Annotated in this window: 19 protein-coding genes; all 19 read left to right on the forward strand. The window is 57.8% G+C overall.

Annotated features, from left to right (window positions below; genetic code table 11):
• Positions 1-58 precede the first annotated feature (58 nt).
• The 19 genes from V8J84_RS15710 (at position 59) to V8J84_RS15800 (ending at position 17,030) form a co-directional block, all read left to right on the forward strand.
• Entirely contained in the window at positions 59-415 is a 357-nt protein-coding gene (locus V8J84_RS15710) for a DUF3775 domain-containing protein (RefSeq protein WP_445285981.1), read from the forward strand.
• 57 nt (positions 416-472) lie between these two features.
• Complete coding sequence (locus V8J84_RS15715; RefSeq protein ID WP_339932887.1) at positions 473-1,693, forward strand: threonine ammonia-lyase; 1,221 nt, start codon at positions 473-475, stop codon at positions 1,691-1,693.
• 110 nt (positions 1,694-1,803) lie between these two features.
• Positions 1,804-2,772, forward strand: coding sequence for a hypothetical protein (locus V8J84_RS15720; protein ID WP_339932889.1), 969 nt, complete (start codon positions 1,804-1,806; stop codon positions 2,770-2,772).
• A gap of 217 nt (positions 2,773-2,989) precedes the next feature.
• Positions 2,990-3,472, forward strand: coding sequence for a 50S ribosomal protein L15 (gene rplO, locus V8J84_RS15725; RefSeq protein WP_339932891.1), 483 nt, complete (start codon positions 2,990-2,992; stop codon positions 3,470-3,472).
• A gap of 123 nt (positions 3,473-3,595) precedes the next feature.
• Positions 3,596-4,936 (forward strand): preprotein translocase subunit SecY, encoded by a 1,341-nt coding sequence (secY, locus tag V8J84_RS15730; RefSeq protein ID WP_339933162.1) that lies wholly within the window; start codon positions 3,596-3,598, stop codon positions 4,934-4,936.
• Positions 4,933-5,583 carry an adenylate kinase gene (locus tag V8J84_RS15735; RefSeq protein WP_339932893.1) on the forward strand — a complete coding sequence of 217 codons (651 nt, stop codon included), beginning with the start codon at positions 4,933-4,935 and terminating at the stop codon, positions 5,581-5,583. The genes secY and V8J84_RS15735 overlap by 4 nt, the downstream gene beginning before the upstream one ends.
• Before the next feature lie 29 nt (positions 5,584-5,612).
• The gene (locus V8J84_RS15740) at positions 5,613-6,290 is read left to right on the forward strand and encodes a hypothetical protein (RefSeq protein WP_339932895.1); all 678 of its coding nucleotides are present in this window, start codon (positions 5,613-5,615) and stop codon (positions 6,288-6,290) included.
• Between the two features lie 160 nt (positions 6,291-6,450).
• Entirely contained in the window at positions 6,451-6,819 is a 369-nt protein-coding gene (gene rpsM, locus V8J84_RS15745) for a 30S ribosomal protein S13 (protein ID WP_339932897.1), read from the forward strand.
• 15 nt (positions 6,820-6,834) lie between these two features.
• Positions 6,835-7,224: a 30S ribosomal protein S11 gene (gene rpsK, locus V8J84_RS15750; RefSeq protein ID WP_339932900.1), complete on the forward strand. Its 390-nt coding sequence runs from the start codon at positions 6,835-6,837 to the stop codon at positions 7,222-7,224.
• A 112-nt stretch (positions 7,225-7,336) separates the two neighbouring features.
• The gene (locus V8J84_RS15755; protein WP_339932902.1) at positions 7,337-8,353 is read left to right on the forward strand and encodes a DNA-directed RNA polymerase subunit alpha; all 1,017 of its coding nucleotides are present in this window, start codon (positions 7,337-7,339) and stop codon (positions 8,351-8,353) included.
• Positions 8,354-8,473: 120 nt separating this feature from the next.
• Positions 8,474-8,890, forward strand: a complete 417-nt coding sequence (gene rplQ, locus V8J84_RS15760) for a 50S ribosomal protein L17 (RefSeq protein WP_339932904.1) — start codon at positions 8,474-8,476, stop codon at positions 8,888-8,890.
• A gap of 95 nt (positions 8,891-8,985) precedes the next feature.
• Entirely contained in the window at positions 8,986-10,299 is a 1,314-nt protein-coding gene (locus V8J84_RS15765; protein ID WP_339932906.1) for a replication-associated recombination protein A, read from the forward strand.
• The gene (gene crcB / locus V8J84_RS15770; protein WP_339932908.1) at positions 10,296-10,646 is read left to right on the forward strand and encodes a fluoride efflux transporter CrcB; all 351 of its coding nucleotides are present in this window, start codon (positions 10,296-10,298) and stop codon (positions 10,644-10,646) included. Before V8J84_RS15765 ends, crcB begins: the two co-directional genes overlap by 4 nt.
• Positions 10,643-11,692 carry an RluA family pseudouridine synthase gene (locus V8J84_RS15775; protein ID WP_339932910.1) on the forward strand — a complete coding sequence of 350 codons (1,050 nt, stop codon included), beginning with the start codon at positions 10,643-10,645 and terminating at the stop codon, positions 11,690-11,692. The genes crcB and V8J84_RS15775 overlap by 4 nt, the downstream gene beginning before the upstream one ends.
• Positions 11,693-11,695: 3 nt before the next feature.
• The gene (locus tag V8J84_RS15780) at positions 11,696-12,355 is read left to right on the forward strand and encodes an HAD-IA family hydrolase (RefSeq protein ID WP_339932912.1); all 660 of its coding nucleotides are present in this window, start codon (positions 11,696-11,698) and stop codon (positions 12,353-12,355) included.
• The gene (locus V8J84_RS15785) at positions 12,352-13,062 is read left to right on the forward strand and encodes an ATP12 family chaperone protein (protein WP_339932914.1); all 711 of its coding nucleotides are present in this window, start codon (positions 12,352-12,354) and stop codon (positions 13,060-13,062) included. Before V8J84_RS15780 ends, V8J84_RS15785 begins: the two co-directional genes overlap by 4 nt.
• Positions 13,063-13,277: 215 nt before the next feature.
• Positions 13,278-14,297, forward strand: a complete 1,020-nt coding sequence (locus V8J84_RS15790) for an amino acid ABC transporter substrate-binding protein (RefSeq protein WP_339932916.1) — start codon at positions 13,278-13,280, stop codon at positions 14,295-14,297.
• Between the two features lie 140 nt (positions 14,298-14,437).
• Positions 14,438-15,715 (forward strand): amino acid ABC transporter permease, encoded by a 1,278-nt coding sequence (locus V8J84_RS15795; protein WP_339932918.1) that lies wholly within the window; start codon positions 14,438-14,440, stop codon positions 15,713-15,715.
• 1 nt (position 15,716) lies between these two features.
• Positions 15,717-17,030 (forward strand): amino acid ABC transporter permease, encoded by a 1,314-nt coding sequence (locus V8J84_RS15800; RefSeq protein WP_339932920.1) that lies wholly within the window; start codon positions 15,717-15,719, stop codon positions 17,028-17,030.
• Positions 17,031-17,034 lie beyond the last annotated feature (4 nt).

Here is a 17,034-nt window from a genome sequence, read left to right on the forward strand (position 1 = left end):
CGGGTTGTGTGGCGTAAATGGATAAATCTTGCAAAATGAGGCCCCGCGCGGTGTAGTGATGGCGTCAAACGTCGTCCCAAAGCAGGAGGCTACCTTGCCGGATATCAGCACAAACAAAGTCGTCCGTGTCATTTTTCTGTCGCGGGAATACGGACCGGAAAGCCATCAACTGCACGATTATATCGCGGGTTTGAACGCCGACGAAGCGGCCAATCTGGTTGCGATCATGTGGGTCGGACGTGACACCTTTGATGCCGATGACTGGGACGAAGCGCTCAGAACGGCGCGCGCCGAAGCAACGGCGCCAACCGAGGATTATCTGTCAGGTCTGCCGCAACTGGGCGATGACCTTGAGGCGGGGCTCGAGGCGCTTGGCGTCGACGTCACCGATGCCGAGGATCATTTCCGCGACTGACGGGCGGGGACGCGGCGCCAGACATTCCTTGACATGCCCTTGGCCGCAGGTGACGACATGACGATGACACGCCTGACCCCTGACCTGATCACACAGACCTATGCCGCGATCAAAGACGCGACCATCCGCACGCCGCTGGTGCCTGCGTCGCGCCTGTCGCTACAGCTAGGGATCGACCTGCATCTGAAGCTGGAAAACTTGCAACACACCAACGCTTTCAAGGCCCGTGGTGCGCTGGCAAAACTGCTCACGCTGACGGAAGCCCAGAAAAAAGCAGGCGTCATCGCGTGCAGCGCGGGCAATCACGCACAGGGGCTTGCCTATCACGCCACGCGGCTTGGCATCGCCTCAACCATTGTCATGCCCGAAGGCACGCCGTTCAACAAAGTCAAACGCACCGAAGACTTCGGTGCTACGGTCATCCAACACGGCAAAGGGTTTGATGACGGGGTGCAGTTCACGCTTGATCTGGCCGCCAAAAACAATCTGACCTTCGTTCATCCCTTCGACGATCCCCACGTGGCCGCAGGGCAGGGGACCATCGCCATCGAAATGCTCGAACAGGCCCCCGATCTGGACGTGATCGTTGTGCCAGTGGGCGGCGGTGGCCTGATCGCGGGCATGGCCGTCGCGGCAAAGGCCATCAAACCAGCGATCGAGATCATCGGCGCTCAGGCTCAAGTCTTTGACGCCGTCAAAGCCCAGTTCGACAACGCGCCCACCAATTTCGACGGGGCCACGCTGGCCGAAGGCATCGCAGTCAAAACGCCAGCCCCTGCCAACATCGACATAATCCGCCAACACGTCACCCGCGTGGACAGCGCAACCGAGATTGAAATCGAAGAGGGTGTGTTCGACCTGCTTTCGGCTGAAAAGCTGGTGGCCGAGGGCGCGCCCGGTGCGGGCCTTGCCGTGATCAAGAACAAGCTGGCGTCCTACGCGGGCAAAAAGGTGGGCCTTGTGATTTGCGGTGGCAATATCGACAGCCGCTTGCTCTCAACACTTATCCTGCGCGGCCTCGTGCGCGATGGCCGCATCACACGCCTGACGTTCGAAATTGACGACACGCCGGGCCAGCTTTCGGATATTTCACGTATTATCGGCGAGGCAGGCGCCAACGTGATCGAGGTGATTCACCAACGCATGATGCAATCTGTATCGCTCAAAGAGGCAGAGCTGGAAGTTGTGATCGAAGCGCGCGACGCGGGCCACGTCCACGACATCGTCAGCACCCTGCGCGGAAAGGGTTTTCGACTGCGGACCGACAGCGGCATTTGACCCCCGCAGCAAAGCAGTTGTTATTGCGTCGTCAGTTGGACTAGCATCGCGACAGATACTTTTTTCTTTTCCATCCTTCTTTTTTCTAAGCCTTTGAATTGGAGTGACTTATGTCCACGCGTGTTTTTGTTTTGCTTTCTGTTGTTGCAGCTGGTCTGAGCGCCTGTAGCTCTGGCACCAGCTCGAACGGGTCTATCCTTTACGACACTGACAATCCGTCGCCTTTGGCCAATTTCCAGAACGGATTTAACCGCCCGATGCCAGCTGATAGCACGATCAGCCGCGTCCGGTTCGACGATGGCACTGACACCGTGACAATTGACGATCCGGCTAGCCCGAACACTCCGATTGTTGTGCAGAATGCAGTTGTGAATGTCCCTGCGAGACAGAACCTTCAGGCCTTTGTCGGGGGTGACGCGGCCGTGGATGGCAACAACATGGTGATCGGCCATGAAAACGAGCTGATTACGTTGAATACCCAGGATCGTGGATCGTGGGCGATTTCACTGCGCGAAACCGATTACAACACCACCAATCCGAACTTTGCCATCTGGACAGACGTCGCCCGCTCTAGTGCCTTTGGAGGTGACATTTACACGTCTGTCATCGACGGACGCGCGTCGCAACCGAATGCGTCAACAACGATGAACGGGACATTCATTTACGTTGGGGACAGCGTCAGCGATGCAATCGTTGTGGGGGCCCCGCGTACCTACAACGGCACCGGTGACGTAGCGCTTGACGTTGATTTTGCCGCTGACACGATAGGCGGGACGGTCACGAACCTGTCGCTAATTGATGTCGATACCGGCGCGATGCTTGGGGCCGTGAACACAACTGTCTTTACTTTGCCATCTGCCACATTGATGGCGGACGGCACATTTGAAAACAGCGCCAGTACCTCGCAGACCGCTAACGGCGTGGTTGATACACGCGACATTGCGCTGCGTGGTCAGATTAACGGTGCGGCTGCTGATCAGGCATCGGGCGCAATCTCGATCTCGCAGGGGCTTACTGTTCAGAACGGTTTGGGGTTTGGCGGGTTGGCGCTTCAGGGCACGTTTGTCGCCGAGGAATGATCCATCTTGCGGGGACATTTGCGCGCAAGTGTCCCCGCAGAACACGATTTTCCGGTGCACGCTTTTCACATTCGGAAAATGACAGGCGGGACCACTTGATCGCCCCCGATCATCCCGCTATACGCCGCCAGTCGGCACTACGAATCCGACCTGTTGAAACGCCGTGTTTGATCGCTCCCGTCGCTGGGGGTCAGTTCCGGCAAAAGGAGAAGCGACAATGTATAAGTTGAATGAACTGTCCGATAACGCAGGCGCCACAAAGCCACGCAAACGCGTTGGCCGTGGTCCTGGTTCCGGCATGGGTAAGACCGGTGGTCGTGGTATCAAAGGTCAGAAGTCCCGTTCGGGTGTAGCGATCAAAGGCTACGAAGGCGGCCAGATGCCAATCTACCAGCGTCTGCCAAAGCGCGGCTTCAACAAGCCGAACCGCAAGACATTTGCTGTCATCAACCTTGGTCTGATCCAGAAATTCATCGACGCTGGCAAGATCGACGCGAAAAACGACATCACCGAAGAGGCGCTGGTCGCTTCCGGTGCGCTGCGTCGCGTCAAAGACGGCGTGCGCGTTCTGGCCAAAGGCGAGTTTTCGGCCAAGGCGAACATCACAGTGACTGGCGCATCTGCCGGTGCCGTTGAAGCTGTTGAAAAGGCTGGCGGTAAGCTGACTGTGACTGCTCCGAAAGAAGCGGCAGCCGAGTAACACCTTGTGAGCGGCGAAACCGTCGCTTACATAGTGATCTGATTTCCTTGCACGCCGCCGACGGGGAACCGCTCGGCGGCGTTTTCAAAAAAAAGAGACACCATGGCATCCGCAGCAGAACAAATGGCAGCCAACATGAGCTGGGGCGCGCTTGGCAAAGCGACCGAATTGCGCCAGCGCATCCTGTTTACCCTTGGCCTTCTGTGCGTTTACCGCCTTGGCACATACATTCCGGTTCCCGGAATCGATGGCGCCGAGCTGCGTGCGTTCATGGAAGATGCAGCCGCTGGCATCGGCGGTATCCTGTCGATGTTCACCGGTGGTGCGCTTTCGCGGATGGGTATCTTTGCCCTCGGTATCATGCCGTATATCTCGGCGTCGATCATCGTGCAGCTTTTGGGTTCCATGTGGGAGCCTTTGAAAAACCTCAAGAAAGAGGGTGAGCAGGGGCGGCGCAAGCTGAACCAATACACCCGCTACGGTACGGTTTTGCTGGCCACGGCACAGGCTTACGGCCTAGCCAAATCGCTCGAGGCGGGTGGTCTGGCGTCTGATCCGGGCCTGTTCTTCACCGCATCCTGCGTCATCACCATCGTCGGCGGCACCATGTTCCTGATGTGGCTGGGTGAGCAGATCACGGCACGCGGTATCGGCAACGGTATCTCGCTCATTATCTTCGTCGGCATCATCGCCGAAATTCCTGCCGCCATGGCGCAGTTCCTGTCCCAAGGTCGTTCGGGTGCAATCAGCCCTGCTGTCATCATCGGCGTGATTCTGATGGTCATCGCGATCCTGACGTTTGTGGTGTTCATGGAGCGCAGCTTGCGCAAAATCCACATCCAGTACCCGCGCCAACAGCGTGGCATGAAGGTGTACGACAGCTCTTCCAGCCACCTGCCGATCAAGGTGAACCCGGCTGGCGTGATCCCCGCGATCTTTGCCTCGGCATTGCTGTTGCTGCCCACAACGATCAGCACATTCAGTGGCGGATCGACGGGACCGGTGATGTCTACGATCCTGGCCTACTTTGGCCCCGGACAGCCGCTTTACCTGCTGTTCTTTGGCGGCATGATCGTGTTCTTCACTTACTTCTATACCAAGGAAGTAGCGTTCAAGACTGATGATGTGGCCGACAACCTCAAGAACCAGAACGGCTTTGTGCCCGGCATTCGCCCCGGCAAAAAGACGGCAGAGTATCTTGATTACGTTGTGACGCGTATCCTTGTTCTTGGTTCAGGCTATCTGGCGCTTGTTGCGCTGCTGCCGGAGATTCTGCGCGCGCAGCTGGCCATTCCTTTTTACTTTGGCGGCACATCGGTTCTGATTATTGTCTCTGTGGGGATGGACACGATCCAACAAATCCAGTCTCATCTTCTGGCCCATCAATACGAGGGGCTGATCGAAAAGTCTCAGTTGCGTGGCAAGCGTGGCGGGGCCAAACGTAAGGGACCGTCGCGTCGATGAACATTATTCTGCTGGGGCCGCCGGGTGCGGGTAAGGGAACACAAGCACGCAAGCTGGTGGACGAACGCAACATGGTGCAACTGAGCACCGGTGATATGCTGCGCGCTGCACGCACATCAGGCACGGAGATGGGCCAGAAAGTGGCTGCCGTTATGGATGCGGGCAACCTTGTCACCGACGAGATTGTCATCGGTCTGATCCGCGAACAGCTTGAGGCAGACAACGGCGCCGACGGTTATATCTTCGACGGCTTCCCGCGCACGCTGGCACAGGCCGACGCGCTGGGTGAACTGCTTGCCGACATGGGTGAGAACCTTGACCGCGTGATCGAAATGCAGGTCGACGACGACGCGCTTGTCGCCCGTATCACGGCTCGGTCCACCTGTGGTGATTGCGGTGAGGTCTACAACGACAACACCAAGCCGTGGCCTGCGGACGGTAAATGCTCCAACTGTGGTAGCACCGACCAGACGCGCCGTGCCGACGACAACGAAGACAGCCTGCGCACACGCCTGCTGGCCTACTACAAACAGACGTCTCCACTGGTTGGGTATTACTACGCCAAAGACGATCTGGCGTCGGTTGATGGTCTGGCGTCGATGGACGACGTCGCGCAGTCGATTTCGTCTGCACTGTCCAACAGTTAAACTCTGATTTGGGTGCTCGCGCTCGCATCGTGCCTGCGCGGGTCCAAAAGGTTGGACGCGATGTCTCCAATCTGTTGCGCTACGGCAGGCATGCGCCCCTGACCCACGAGCGATTGTTCGTCGACCCGCAGGACATCAAGCTCAAGTGGTCGCCCCGCAAACTGCCCGAGCGTATTCCATTCCATGAAGCCATATCGGGCACGGTTCGTGATGGTGACTGGGATCTGGCTGTCAAACAGGTCTGTAAAGAACGGAAATACCGCGCGTGCGCCGCCCGTTTTGTCAATGGCAAGTCGTGGGAAGACACGGGCATCATCGACAATCTGATGAAGAAGATCGCCCGTGACGGTGAGGTGGACGGTTGCTTTAGCCGTGCGGAGTTATTGGCGCGCTATGCTGCGCTGGATCGTCTTTATGCTGAAATCCGTGCGGCAGGGCGGTTGAAGACACGCGATGAAATCGGGGGGCACGGCCTGCGCGAGGAGCTTGGCATTCTGTGTCACATTGGCCGTGACGGCACCCTTATTCGGGCACGCAACGGCCACCACCGGTTTGCCGTGGCGCAAATCCTCAAGCTGCCGGTGATCCCGATCCAGATCGGGTTTGTGCACAAAAACGCGCTGCGGTCCGGACAATTTCAGGCGCTTCGTGTCCGGTCGCGGCAATTGGAACATCAGGCGGTTGACCCCACCCGCGAACACCCCTAAAAGCCCCCATCCCCAAAGGGAATCAACTTGTGGTTAAGGGTCGCCCCCTGACGCCACAGACCACCTCGATATGACGAAGGCCCGCGCATAACCGCTGCGGGCTTCTGTTGTGAAAAAAGGGTCTGGAACAACGGACCCGCAACGAAAAGGAATTGCACACGTGGCACGTATTGCCGGCGTAAACATCCCGACTGCAAAGCGGGTTCCAATCGCCCTGACATATATCACCGGTATCGGCACAACTACTGCCGAAACCATCTGCGAAGCCGTGAACATCGACATGACCCGTCGTGTGAACCAGCTGTCCGACGCAGAAATCCTGTCGATCCGTGAATACATCGACGCCAACCTCACTGTGGAAGGCGACCTGCGTCGCGAGACACAGATGAACATCAAGCGTCTGATGGACCTTGGTTGCTACCGTGGCCTGCGCCACCGTCGTAACCTGCCAGTTCGCGGTCAGCGGACATCGACAAACGCACGCACACGCAAAGGCCCCGCAAAGGCCATTGCCGGTAAGAAGAAATAAGGGAGGGCATTCGATATGGCACGCGATACTCGTCGTACGAAAAAGAAGGTCTCCAAGAACATCGCCGCTGGCGTTGCTCACGTAAACTCTTCTTTCAACAACACAAAAATCCTGATCTCTGACGTGCAGGGCAACGCGATCTCTTGGTCGTCTGCTGGCACCATGGGCTTTAAGGGTTCGCGGAAATCCACACCTTATGCGGCTCAGATGGCTGCCGAGGATGCGGGCAAGAAAGCACAAGACCACGGTGTGAAGACACTGGAAGTCGAAGTGCAGGGCCCTGGTTCCGGCCGTGAAAGTGCGTTGCGCGCACTGGCCGCTGTTGGTTTCAACATCACATCGATCCGTGACGTGACACCAATGGCGCACAACGGCTGCCGCCCACCAAAGCGCCGCCGCGTCTAATCTAAGCGAAACGCCTTGGGGTCGTGGATTTGTCCACGGCCCCAATCCGTCATTTTGAAACCTCGGGCGTTTGCCTTTTGGACATGAAAGGCAGACAGGAATGGAGGGACACATGATCCACAAGAACTGGGCTGAGTTGATCAAACCAACTCAATTGGAAGTAAAGCCGGGTAACGATCCTGCGCGTCAGGCAACAGTGATTGCCGAGCCGCTTGAGCGTGGCTTTGGTCTGACACTGGGCAACGCGCTGCGCCGCATCCTGATGTCGTCGCTGCAAGGTGCGGCCATCACGGCTGTGCAAATCGACAACGTGCTGCACGAGTTTTCAAGCGTGTCCGGTGTGCGTGAAGACGTCACCGATATCGTGCTGAACCTCAAAGGTGTTGCGATCCGTATGGAAGTCGAAGGCCCCAAGCGTCTGAGCGTTCAGGCCAAAGGCCCTGGCGTTGTGACTGCTGGCGACATTTCGGAAACCAACGGCATCGAGATCCTGAACAAGGATCACGTGATCTGCCACCTCGACGATGGTGCTGATCTGTACATGGAACTGACCGTGAATACCGGTAAGGGCTATGTTGCGGCTGAAAAGAACAAGCCGGAAGATGCGCCGATTGGCATGATCTCGATCGACGCGATCTATTCGCCGGTCAAGAAAGTGTCTTACGACGTGCAGCCGACCCGCGAAGGTCAGGTGCTGGACTATGACAAGCTGACCATGAAGGTCGAAACCGACGGGTCGCTGACACCTGACGATGCTGTGGCTTATGCTGCGCGTATCCTTCAGGACCAGCTGTCGATCTTCGTCAACTTCGACGAGCCTGAGTCCGCGTCTGCCGGCTCTGACGACGATGGTCTGGAGTTCAACCCGCTTCTTCTGAAGAAGGTTGACGAGCTTGAGCTGTCTGTGCGTTCGGCCAACTGCCTGAAGAACGACAACATCGTCTATATCGGTGATCTGATCCAGAAAACCGAAGCAGAGATGCTGCGCACGCCGAACTTTGGCCGCAAGTCCTTGAACGAGATCAAGGAAGTGCTGTCTGGCATGGGTCTGCACCTTGGCATGGACGTTGAGGACTGGCCGCCGGACAACATCGAAGATCTGGCGAAAAAGTTCGAAGACGCGTTCTAAGATATTTGCGGCGCGGGGACACCTTCGCGCCGCAGTGACTACCCCGGGCATCCTGCCCCAATAAAGGCGCAGCCGACACGCATCGGACTGCCCACCCTAACACAAAATGGAGACTATCACATGCGTCACGCACGAGGATACCGCCGGTTGAACCGGACACACGAACACCGCAAGGCGATGTTCGCAAACATGGCTGGCTCTTTGATCGAGCACGAGCAGATCAAAACGACGCTGCCAAAAGCAAAAGAGCTCAAGCGCACGATCGAAAAGCTGATCACGCTTGCAAAGCGCGGCGATCTGCATGCCCGCCGTCAGGCCAACGCGCGTCTGAAGCAGGAAATGCACACAGCCAAGCTGTTTGAAGTGCTTGGCCCACGCTATGCCGAGCGTCAGGGCGGTTATGTCCGCGTGCTGAAGGCCGGTTTCCGTTACGGCGACATGGCACCAATGGCGATCATCGAATTCGTTGATCGTGACGTGGATGCCAAAGGTGCCGCCGACAAGGCCCGTCTGGTCGAGATGGACGACGCTGAATAAGCCGCCCGCTCATTGAAATTCTGCAAAGCCCCGTATCGTAGCGATGCGGGGCTTTGTCGTTGCGGCACCGCAGCTTTTGTTTGAAAGTAAAACGCATGGCAGATCTTTTTGACAGCGGCGCAAAAGCAGCAGACACTATGGCCCCGCGCCCGCTTGCGGATCGTTTGCGCCCACAGTCGCTGAGTGATGTGATCGGGCAAGAGCAGGTGCTGGGACCGGACGCGCCCCTTGGCATCATGCTGTCGTCAGGATCGCTGTCGTCGTTGATCTTCTGGGGGCCGCCGGGGGTTGGCAAGACGACTATCGCGCGGCTGTTGGCCAATGAATCCGACCTGCATTTTGTCCAGATCAGCGCGATTTTTACCGGTGTGCCGGACCTGCGCAAAGTCTTTGAAGCCGCCAAAATGCGTCGTCAGAACGGCAAAGGCACGCTCCTGTTTGTGGACGAAATCCACCGTTTCAACAAAGCACAGCAGGACGGCTTTCTGCCCTATATGGAAGACGGAACAATCCTGCTGGTCGGGGCCACGACGGAAAATCCATCGTTCGAATTAAACGCCGCTGTGCTGTCGCGTTCTCAGGTTCTGATCCTCAAGCGGTTGGATGAGGGTGATCTAGAACGCCTGATCCAGCGGGCGGAGAAGGAACTTGGCAAGCCCCTTCCGCTGGCACCTGACGCGCGTGATGCGCTTATCAATATGGCCGATGGCGACGGGCGGGCGCTGCTGAACCTGATCGAACAGATTGCGGCGTGGAAGACCGACAAGAAGCTGGGTGTGGACGATCTGACCAAACGCCTGATGAAGCGGGCGGCGAAATACGATAAATCCGGTGACGAGCATTACAACCTGATTTCTGCCCTGCATAAATCCGTGCGCGGGTCCGATCCTGATGCGGCGCTCTATTGGTACGCGCGGATGCTGACGGGCGGAGAAGACCCGCGTTATCTGGCGCGGCGCATCACCCGCATGGCGGTTGAGGATATCGGGTTGGCCGATCCACAGGCGCATCGCGTTTGTCTGGACGCGTGGGAGACCTATGAGCGGCTTGGTTCGCCCGAAGGGGAGCTCGCGTTGGCGCAGGCGGTGACGTATCTCGCGCTCGCCCCGAAATCGAACGCGGGCTACGTCGCTTACAAGGCCGCGATGAATGCCGCCAAGAAAACCGGATCAGAGCCGCCGCCCGCACATATTCTGAATGCACCCACCACGTTGATGAAAGAACAGGGGTTCGGGGCAGGCTATGCCTATGACCACGATGCTGAAGACGGGTTCAGCGGACAGAACTATTTTCCCGATGGAATGAAACGCGGTGTCTATTACCTGCCCGTGGATCGCGGATTTGAGCGTGATTTGAAAAAGCGCGTCGATTATTTCGCGGGGCTGCGGACGAAAAGGGGCAAGTCGTGATCTTGCTGCAAGTGGCCTTGGGCGGGGCACTCGGATCGGTGCTGCGCTATCTGGTGGGGCTAGCAGTAGCCTTTCCGCTGGGCACATTGACGGTGAACGTCATCGGCTCGCTTGCGATTGGCTTGATCTGGCACAGCCTCACAGTGCGCGGCATGCACGGATGGTTGCCGTTTTTCATCACCGGCGTTCTTGGCGGCTTTACCACCTTTTCGGCGTTCAGCCTTGATACGTTACGGCTGATTGACGCGGGCAGGGTGGCGGCGGCTGGCGGATATGTTATGGCGTCGCTTCTGTTATCGCTTGCGGCCTGCGCTGCCGGCATCTGGATTGCAAAGGTTTTCGCATGAGTGGCGTGCAAACACGGGTCATTGGCCCTGACGATGCTGATCAACGGCTGGACCGCTACTTGCGGCGCCTGTTCCCGCATCTGACGCAAGGGCGCATCGAAAAGATGTGCCGCAAGGGGGAGTTGCGTGTGGACGGTGGCCGCGTGAAATCGAACGCGCGGCTAGATGTCGGTATGAAGGTCCGTATACCGCCGCTGCCGACCGAAGAAGAGGTTGAGAACCAGCGCAGTCTGATGAAGGCGGGCGTGACCAAGGCGGATGCCAAGCTGATCCAGTCCTGTGTGCTCTATCGTGACGAGCATATTATCGCGATCAACAAGCCCCCCGGTCTGGCCACGCAAGGCGGCACGAACACCACGCGCCATGTGGACGGCATGTCAGAAGCGCTGATGTTTGATTACGAAGAGAAGCCGCGTCTGGTGCATCGTCTGGACCGTGACACATCGGGTGTGCTGCTGTTGGCGCGGACACGCATGGCGGCCAAGGGGCTGACCGAGAACCTTAAGCACCGCGAGACGCGCAAGATTTACTGGGCTGCGATTGCGGGCGTGCCGCATCCGCGTGCGGGTACGATCAAATACGGGCTGGTAAAGTCCGGCGGCGGGCGCGGCGGCGAGAACGAAAAGATGCGCTGCGTGCATCCGCGCGATGTGGACAGCACCGAGGGCGCCAAGCGCGCGACGTCGGATTACGCGGTGATGGACACGCTGGCCAGCCGTGCGTCGTGGTGTGCGCTGGTCCCGATCACGGGGCGGACGCACCAGTTACGCGCACATATGGCCGAGATCGGGCATCCGATCATTGGTGATGGCAAATACGGTGGGTCCGAGCAGGAGAACCTTGGCGATGGCTGGGGCGCTGGCATGGGTGGTGATATTTCGCGCAAAATGCACCTGCATGCGCGGTCATTGACCATCGAGCACCCGATGACGGGGGCCGAGATGCAGTTTGTCGCACCTCTGCCAGAGCACATGCAGAACACGTGGGATTTCGTGGGCTGGCACGTGAGCCACGCGCCCTTTGATCCGTTCAACATGCCGGACTAACCCATGCGCGTTGTAATTTTTGACGTGGACGGCACGTTGGTCGATAGCCAAGCCGAGATCATGGCCGCAATGGAAGTGGCCTATGCGGGCGAGGGGCTGACCGTTCCAACCCGTCAGCAAGTGCTGTCGATCGTGGGGCTGTCGCTCGTTGAGGCTTTCACCAAACTTAGCCCCAAAGCCGACACGATGCGGCTTGTCGCAGGATATAAGCAGGCGTTCACCGATCTGCGCGGGGCTGATGGCAAGGGCGGCGAAAGCCCATTGTTCGCTGGCATGGCGGACCTGATTGACCAGCTGCACGCGCAAGACGAAACGCTGCTGGCCGTGGCGACGGGGAAATCCAAACGCGGGTTGGATAAGATGATCGAACGCCACGGTTTTGGCGGGAAATTCTTTAGCCAGCAAGTGGCCGATTTTCATCCGTCCAAGCCGCATCCAGCGATGGTGCAGGCAGTTTTGGCTGATACCGGTGTCGACGCCGATAAAACGGTCATGATTGGCGATACGACCTATGACATCGACATGGGGCGGGCAGCTGGCGTGAAAACCATCGGCGTTGCGTGGGGATATCATCCGCATGACACGCTCCGTGCGGACCGGATCGTGCATGATCATACCGCGCTGGAACTGGCGATAGACGAACTGACAGGACACACGACATGAGCGACTGGAAAGCCAAGCGATTTTGGAAGCAAGCAGAAGCCGTAGAAACCGACGGTGGCTTCACGGTTCAGCTTGACGGGCGCGCGGTAAAGACACCGGCGAAAACGACCCTTGTTGTGCCAAGCCTCGCGATGGCGCAGGCGATTGCGGCGGAGTGGGATGCGCAGGAGGATGCGATCAATCCGCTGACTATGCCAGTGACACGCGGGGCAAATGCAGCGCTTGATAAAGTGGCCACGCAGTTTGACGAAGTTGTTGATTTGCTGGCAGATTATGCCGACAGCGATTTGCTGTGCTACCGTGCAACCGGCCCCGATGCGTTGGTGGCAAGACAGGCTGAAAAGTGGGACCCGCTTTTGGATTGGGCGGCCAATACCATCGGCGCGCGGCTGTTCGTGGGCGAAGGTGTGATGCACGTGCCGCAGACCCGCGATGCTTTGGCGACGTTTAAATCGCAATTGACGGCTCTCACACCGTTCCAGTTGACCGCCGCGCATGACCTGATCAGCCTGTCAGGTTCGATCGTGCTGGCTTTGGCCGTAATGCGGGGGCACCTGGACCCAGATGCTGCGTGGCTGTTGTCGCGGGTGGACGAACACTGGCAAATCGAGCAATGGGGCGACGATGAAGACGCGGCTGCGCAAGAAGAGATCAAGCGCCGCGCCTTTGAAGATGCTGCACGATTCTTTGAAATGAGCCTTCCTTAGCGTCAAGCTGCCAAATCAAGTTGCAACAGGTGAAATCACGGATTTTTGCCCGCTTTTAAGGGGGTGTTTCTACTTTGATCCCTTGACGTCTTGCCCCGATTCCGACCAGTCTAGCCGCGTCAGAGGGGCAAACTCTCTACAACTCACAACTGTCCCCCGCAAAGGGGGCGGAAAATCCGCCAAACACTCTGGCGGAAACTCAGGAAGAGGTAAAAATGAAAAAAACCGTATTTCTCGGCGCACTGACTGTTGCTGGTCTGTCTGCTGCCGCGGCATCGGCTGCGACGCTTGACGATGTCAAAGCACGCGGCACGCTGAACTGTGGTGTGACAACTGGTCTGGTCGGCTTTGCCGCACCCGACGCAAACGGCGAATGGGAAGGCTTTGACGTTGCGATCTGTCGCGCTGTTGCTGCTGCCGTTCTTGGCGATGCAAACGCTGTCGAATTCGTTCCAACGACTGGTCAGACACGTTTCACAGCGCTCGCTTCCGGCGAGATCGACCTGCTGGCACGTAACACCACATGGACATTCTCGCGCGACGTCGACCTTAAGTTCGAATTCGTTGGCGTGAACTACTACGACGGTCAGGGCTTCATGGTGCCAAAGGCACTTGGCGTGACTTCCGCCAAAGATCTGGACGGCGCGACTGTCTGCATTCAGACCGGTACAACAACCGAGCTGAACCTTGCTGACTTCTTCCGCTCCAACAACATCTCGTACGAGCCCGTGCCAATCGAAACAAACGCAGAAGCACAGCAGCAGTACCTTGCCGGTGCGTGTGACGTGTACACAACTGACGCATCCGGTCTGGCTGCGACACGTGCAACTTTCGAAACACCTGGCGACCACGTTCTGCTGCCGGAGATCATCTCCAAAGAGCCACTTGGCCCGCTGGTCCGTCACGGCGACAACGAGTGGGGCGACATTGCGCGCTGGACTCTGAACGCGCTGATCACAGCTGAAGAGCTGGGTGTGACATCCGCCAACATCGGCGAGCTGTCCGCTGCACCAACCAACAACCCAGAGATCAACCGTCTGCTGGGCACCGAAGGTGAGCTGGGCGCGATGATCGGTCTTGAAGCCGACGCATTCGCAAACGCGATCGGCGTTGCCGGTAACTACGGCGAGATCTTTGAGGAGAACATCGGTGAAAGCACACCGATTGGTCTGGCTCGCGGTCTGAACGCACTGTGGACCGAAGGCGGCCTGATCTACTCGCCACCTTTCCGCTAAGACCTACGGGGAAAGGCCCGGGCAAACGCCCGGGCCTTTTGCCATTGGACGACCAAGAATAAACGCGCACATCGCGTTGTCACGACACCGAAAAATCGGGCGGACGACGAAAAACCAAACGAGTGCCACGGGAGATTATCATGTCCACGATGACTGACGCGCCGAAATCCGCGTTTCGGCCAAGCCAGCTTATTTATGACACCCGCTATCGTTCGATCACTATTCAGGTGGTCGCACTGATCCTGATCGTTGCCGGTCTGTGGTGGCTTGTCGATAACACGATCAGCAACCTCAACGCGCTTGGCAAGGATTTCAACTTCGGGTTCCTTAGCTCTGCTGCCGGTTACGACATCAACCAGATGTTGATCGACTATAACAACCAGATGTCACACGGACGTGCGGCGGTGGTTGGTATCCTCAACACCTTGCTTGTGGCGCTTTTGGGCTGTGTGACAGCCACTGTTCTCGGCGTCATCGCCGGTGTGCTGCGCCTGTCCAAGAACTGGGTCGTCAACAAGCTGATGGCCGTCTACGTCGAGGGCTTTCGCAATGTGCCGCTGCTGCTGTGGATCATCCTGATCTTTGCGGTGGTCACTGAATCGACCCCACGCCCCAACGAATTTCGCGGTGAAGATCCTGCGGCGAGCATGATCCTTGCCGATAGCATCGCGATCACCAACCGTGGCACATACATCCCGACCATTCGCTTCACCAATTCACTAAGCGGCGACGAAGCTGTCGCAAGTCAGGAAGGCCTGACGCCGGTCGCATCCGGTAGCATGGACTGGCTTTTGATCCTTGGCACGCTGTTGATCAGCGTGATCGTGATCCGTGTGATCAACACGCGCGCTACCCGCATCCAGGAAGCGACAGGGGACAGGCCCAATACTCTTTGGGTGAATTTGGCCGTGTTTTTCATCCCTGTTGGCCTCGTGTTGTTCTTTCTGGGCGCCACGATTGTGAAACCCTATCTGAAAGGGTTCAACTTTTCTGACGGTGTTCATCTTCGTAACTCGCTGATTGCGCTGTGGATCGCTTTGTCGCTTTATACCGGCGCGTTCATCGCAGAGGTTGTGCGTGCGGGTATTTTGGCTGTGTCCAAGGGCCAGACAGAAGCCGCATCGGCACTTGGCTTGCAGCCGAACCGCACCATGAGCCTTGTGGTCTTGCCGCAGGCGATGCGTGTGATCGTGCCACCACTGATCTCGCAGTATCTGAACCTGACCAAGAACTCGTCGCTGGCGATTGCGGTGGGCTACATGGACGTGCGCGCCACGCTTGGCGGCATCACCATCAACCAGACCGGACGCGAGCTTGAGGGCATGCTGCTCTTGGGTCTGTTCTATCTGGTTCTGTCGCTGCTGATCTCGTCGGTGATGAACTATTACAACAACCGCACTCAGCTGAGGGAGCGTTGATATGAGCGATACTCACGCCCAAACCGTGCTCTATGTCCGCGAGACGATGCTGCCGGAATCCGCACCTCCCGTGTCCGAGGTTGGCGCGATCCGCTGGACGCGCGAGAACCTGTTCTCGTCGCCGCTCAACATCATCCTGACGCTTGTCTCGATCTATGTCGTGTACTGGGTCCTGATCCACGTTGGACCATGGATGCTGGGCGGCATCTGGGATGCAAGCACACTGACTGAATGTCGTGAGATCCGCGACGAAACACTTGGGCCGGATGCATCCGTTGCCTGCTGGGCTGTTTTGACAGACCGGTGGCACCAGTTGCTGTTCGGCTTCTATCCACCCGAGCTTTACTGGCGGCCGCTTCTGGCGCTTGTGATCTTTCTGGTCGGTCTCACGCCGATCCTGTTCACATCCGTGCCACGCTCTGTTCTGGCGATTACCGCCGCTGCGCCTTTCGTTTGCTTCTGGCTTTTGTGGGGCGGGTCGGTCTGGTTGCCCGTGTCCGTCGCGCTTGGTTTCTTGGTGGGATACGTTGCATTTAAGTTTCTGACACCCGTCAGTCCGTTGGCAGGCATCATCGGTGCGATTGCCGCGCCGATCCTGTATTGGCTGATCCTTGCAGGCCCGATCTGGGCCGGTCTGGATGCGGCGGTGCCGATCAGCATTGAATTCGTGGAAAGCCGTGCGTTTGGTGGCTTTATGCTGTCGGTCGTGATCGGTCTTTCGGCAATCGTTCTGTCGCTACCGTTGGGCATCTTGCTGGCGCTTGCGCGTCAGTCGGATCTGTTCATCATCAAGACATCGGCTGTGGTCTTTATCGAGGTGATCCGCGGCGTGCCGCTGATCGTCTGGCTGTTCACAGCGCAGTTGTTGCTGAACTACTTCCTGCCGCCGGGCACGAACTTTGACCTGACGCTGCGCGTAATCATCATGGTGACGCTCTTTTCTGCCGCCTATATCGCCGAGGTTATTCGTGGTGGCTTGGCCGCATTGCCGAAGGGCCAGTATGAGGGCGCGGACAGTCTGGGTCTGAACTACTGGCAGTCCATGCGTCTGATCGTGCTGCCGCAAGCGCTGAAGATTTCCATTCCGGGGATCGTGAATACCTTTATCGGTCTTTTCAAAGATACGGTGCTAGTGGTGTTCATCGGCCTTGCCGACCCCATCGGCTTTTCCAACCTGATCCGCGCCAGCACCGACTGGAACGGCATCTATTGGGAGCTTTTCATCTTCATCGGCCTGATGTTCTTCATCTTCTGCTACTCAATGGGCCGCTACTCACTCTACCTGGAGAAAAAACTCCAGCGTGAACATCGTTAAGGGA

It is taken from the genome of Yoonia sp. 208BN28-4, assembly GCF_037543925.1.
In the GTDB taxonomy this organism is placed as follows: domain Bacteria; phylum Pseudomonadota; class Alphaproteobacteria; order Rhodobacterales; family Rhodobacteraceae; genus Yoonia.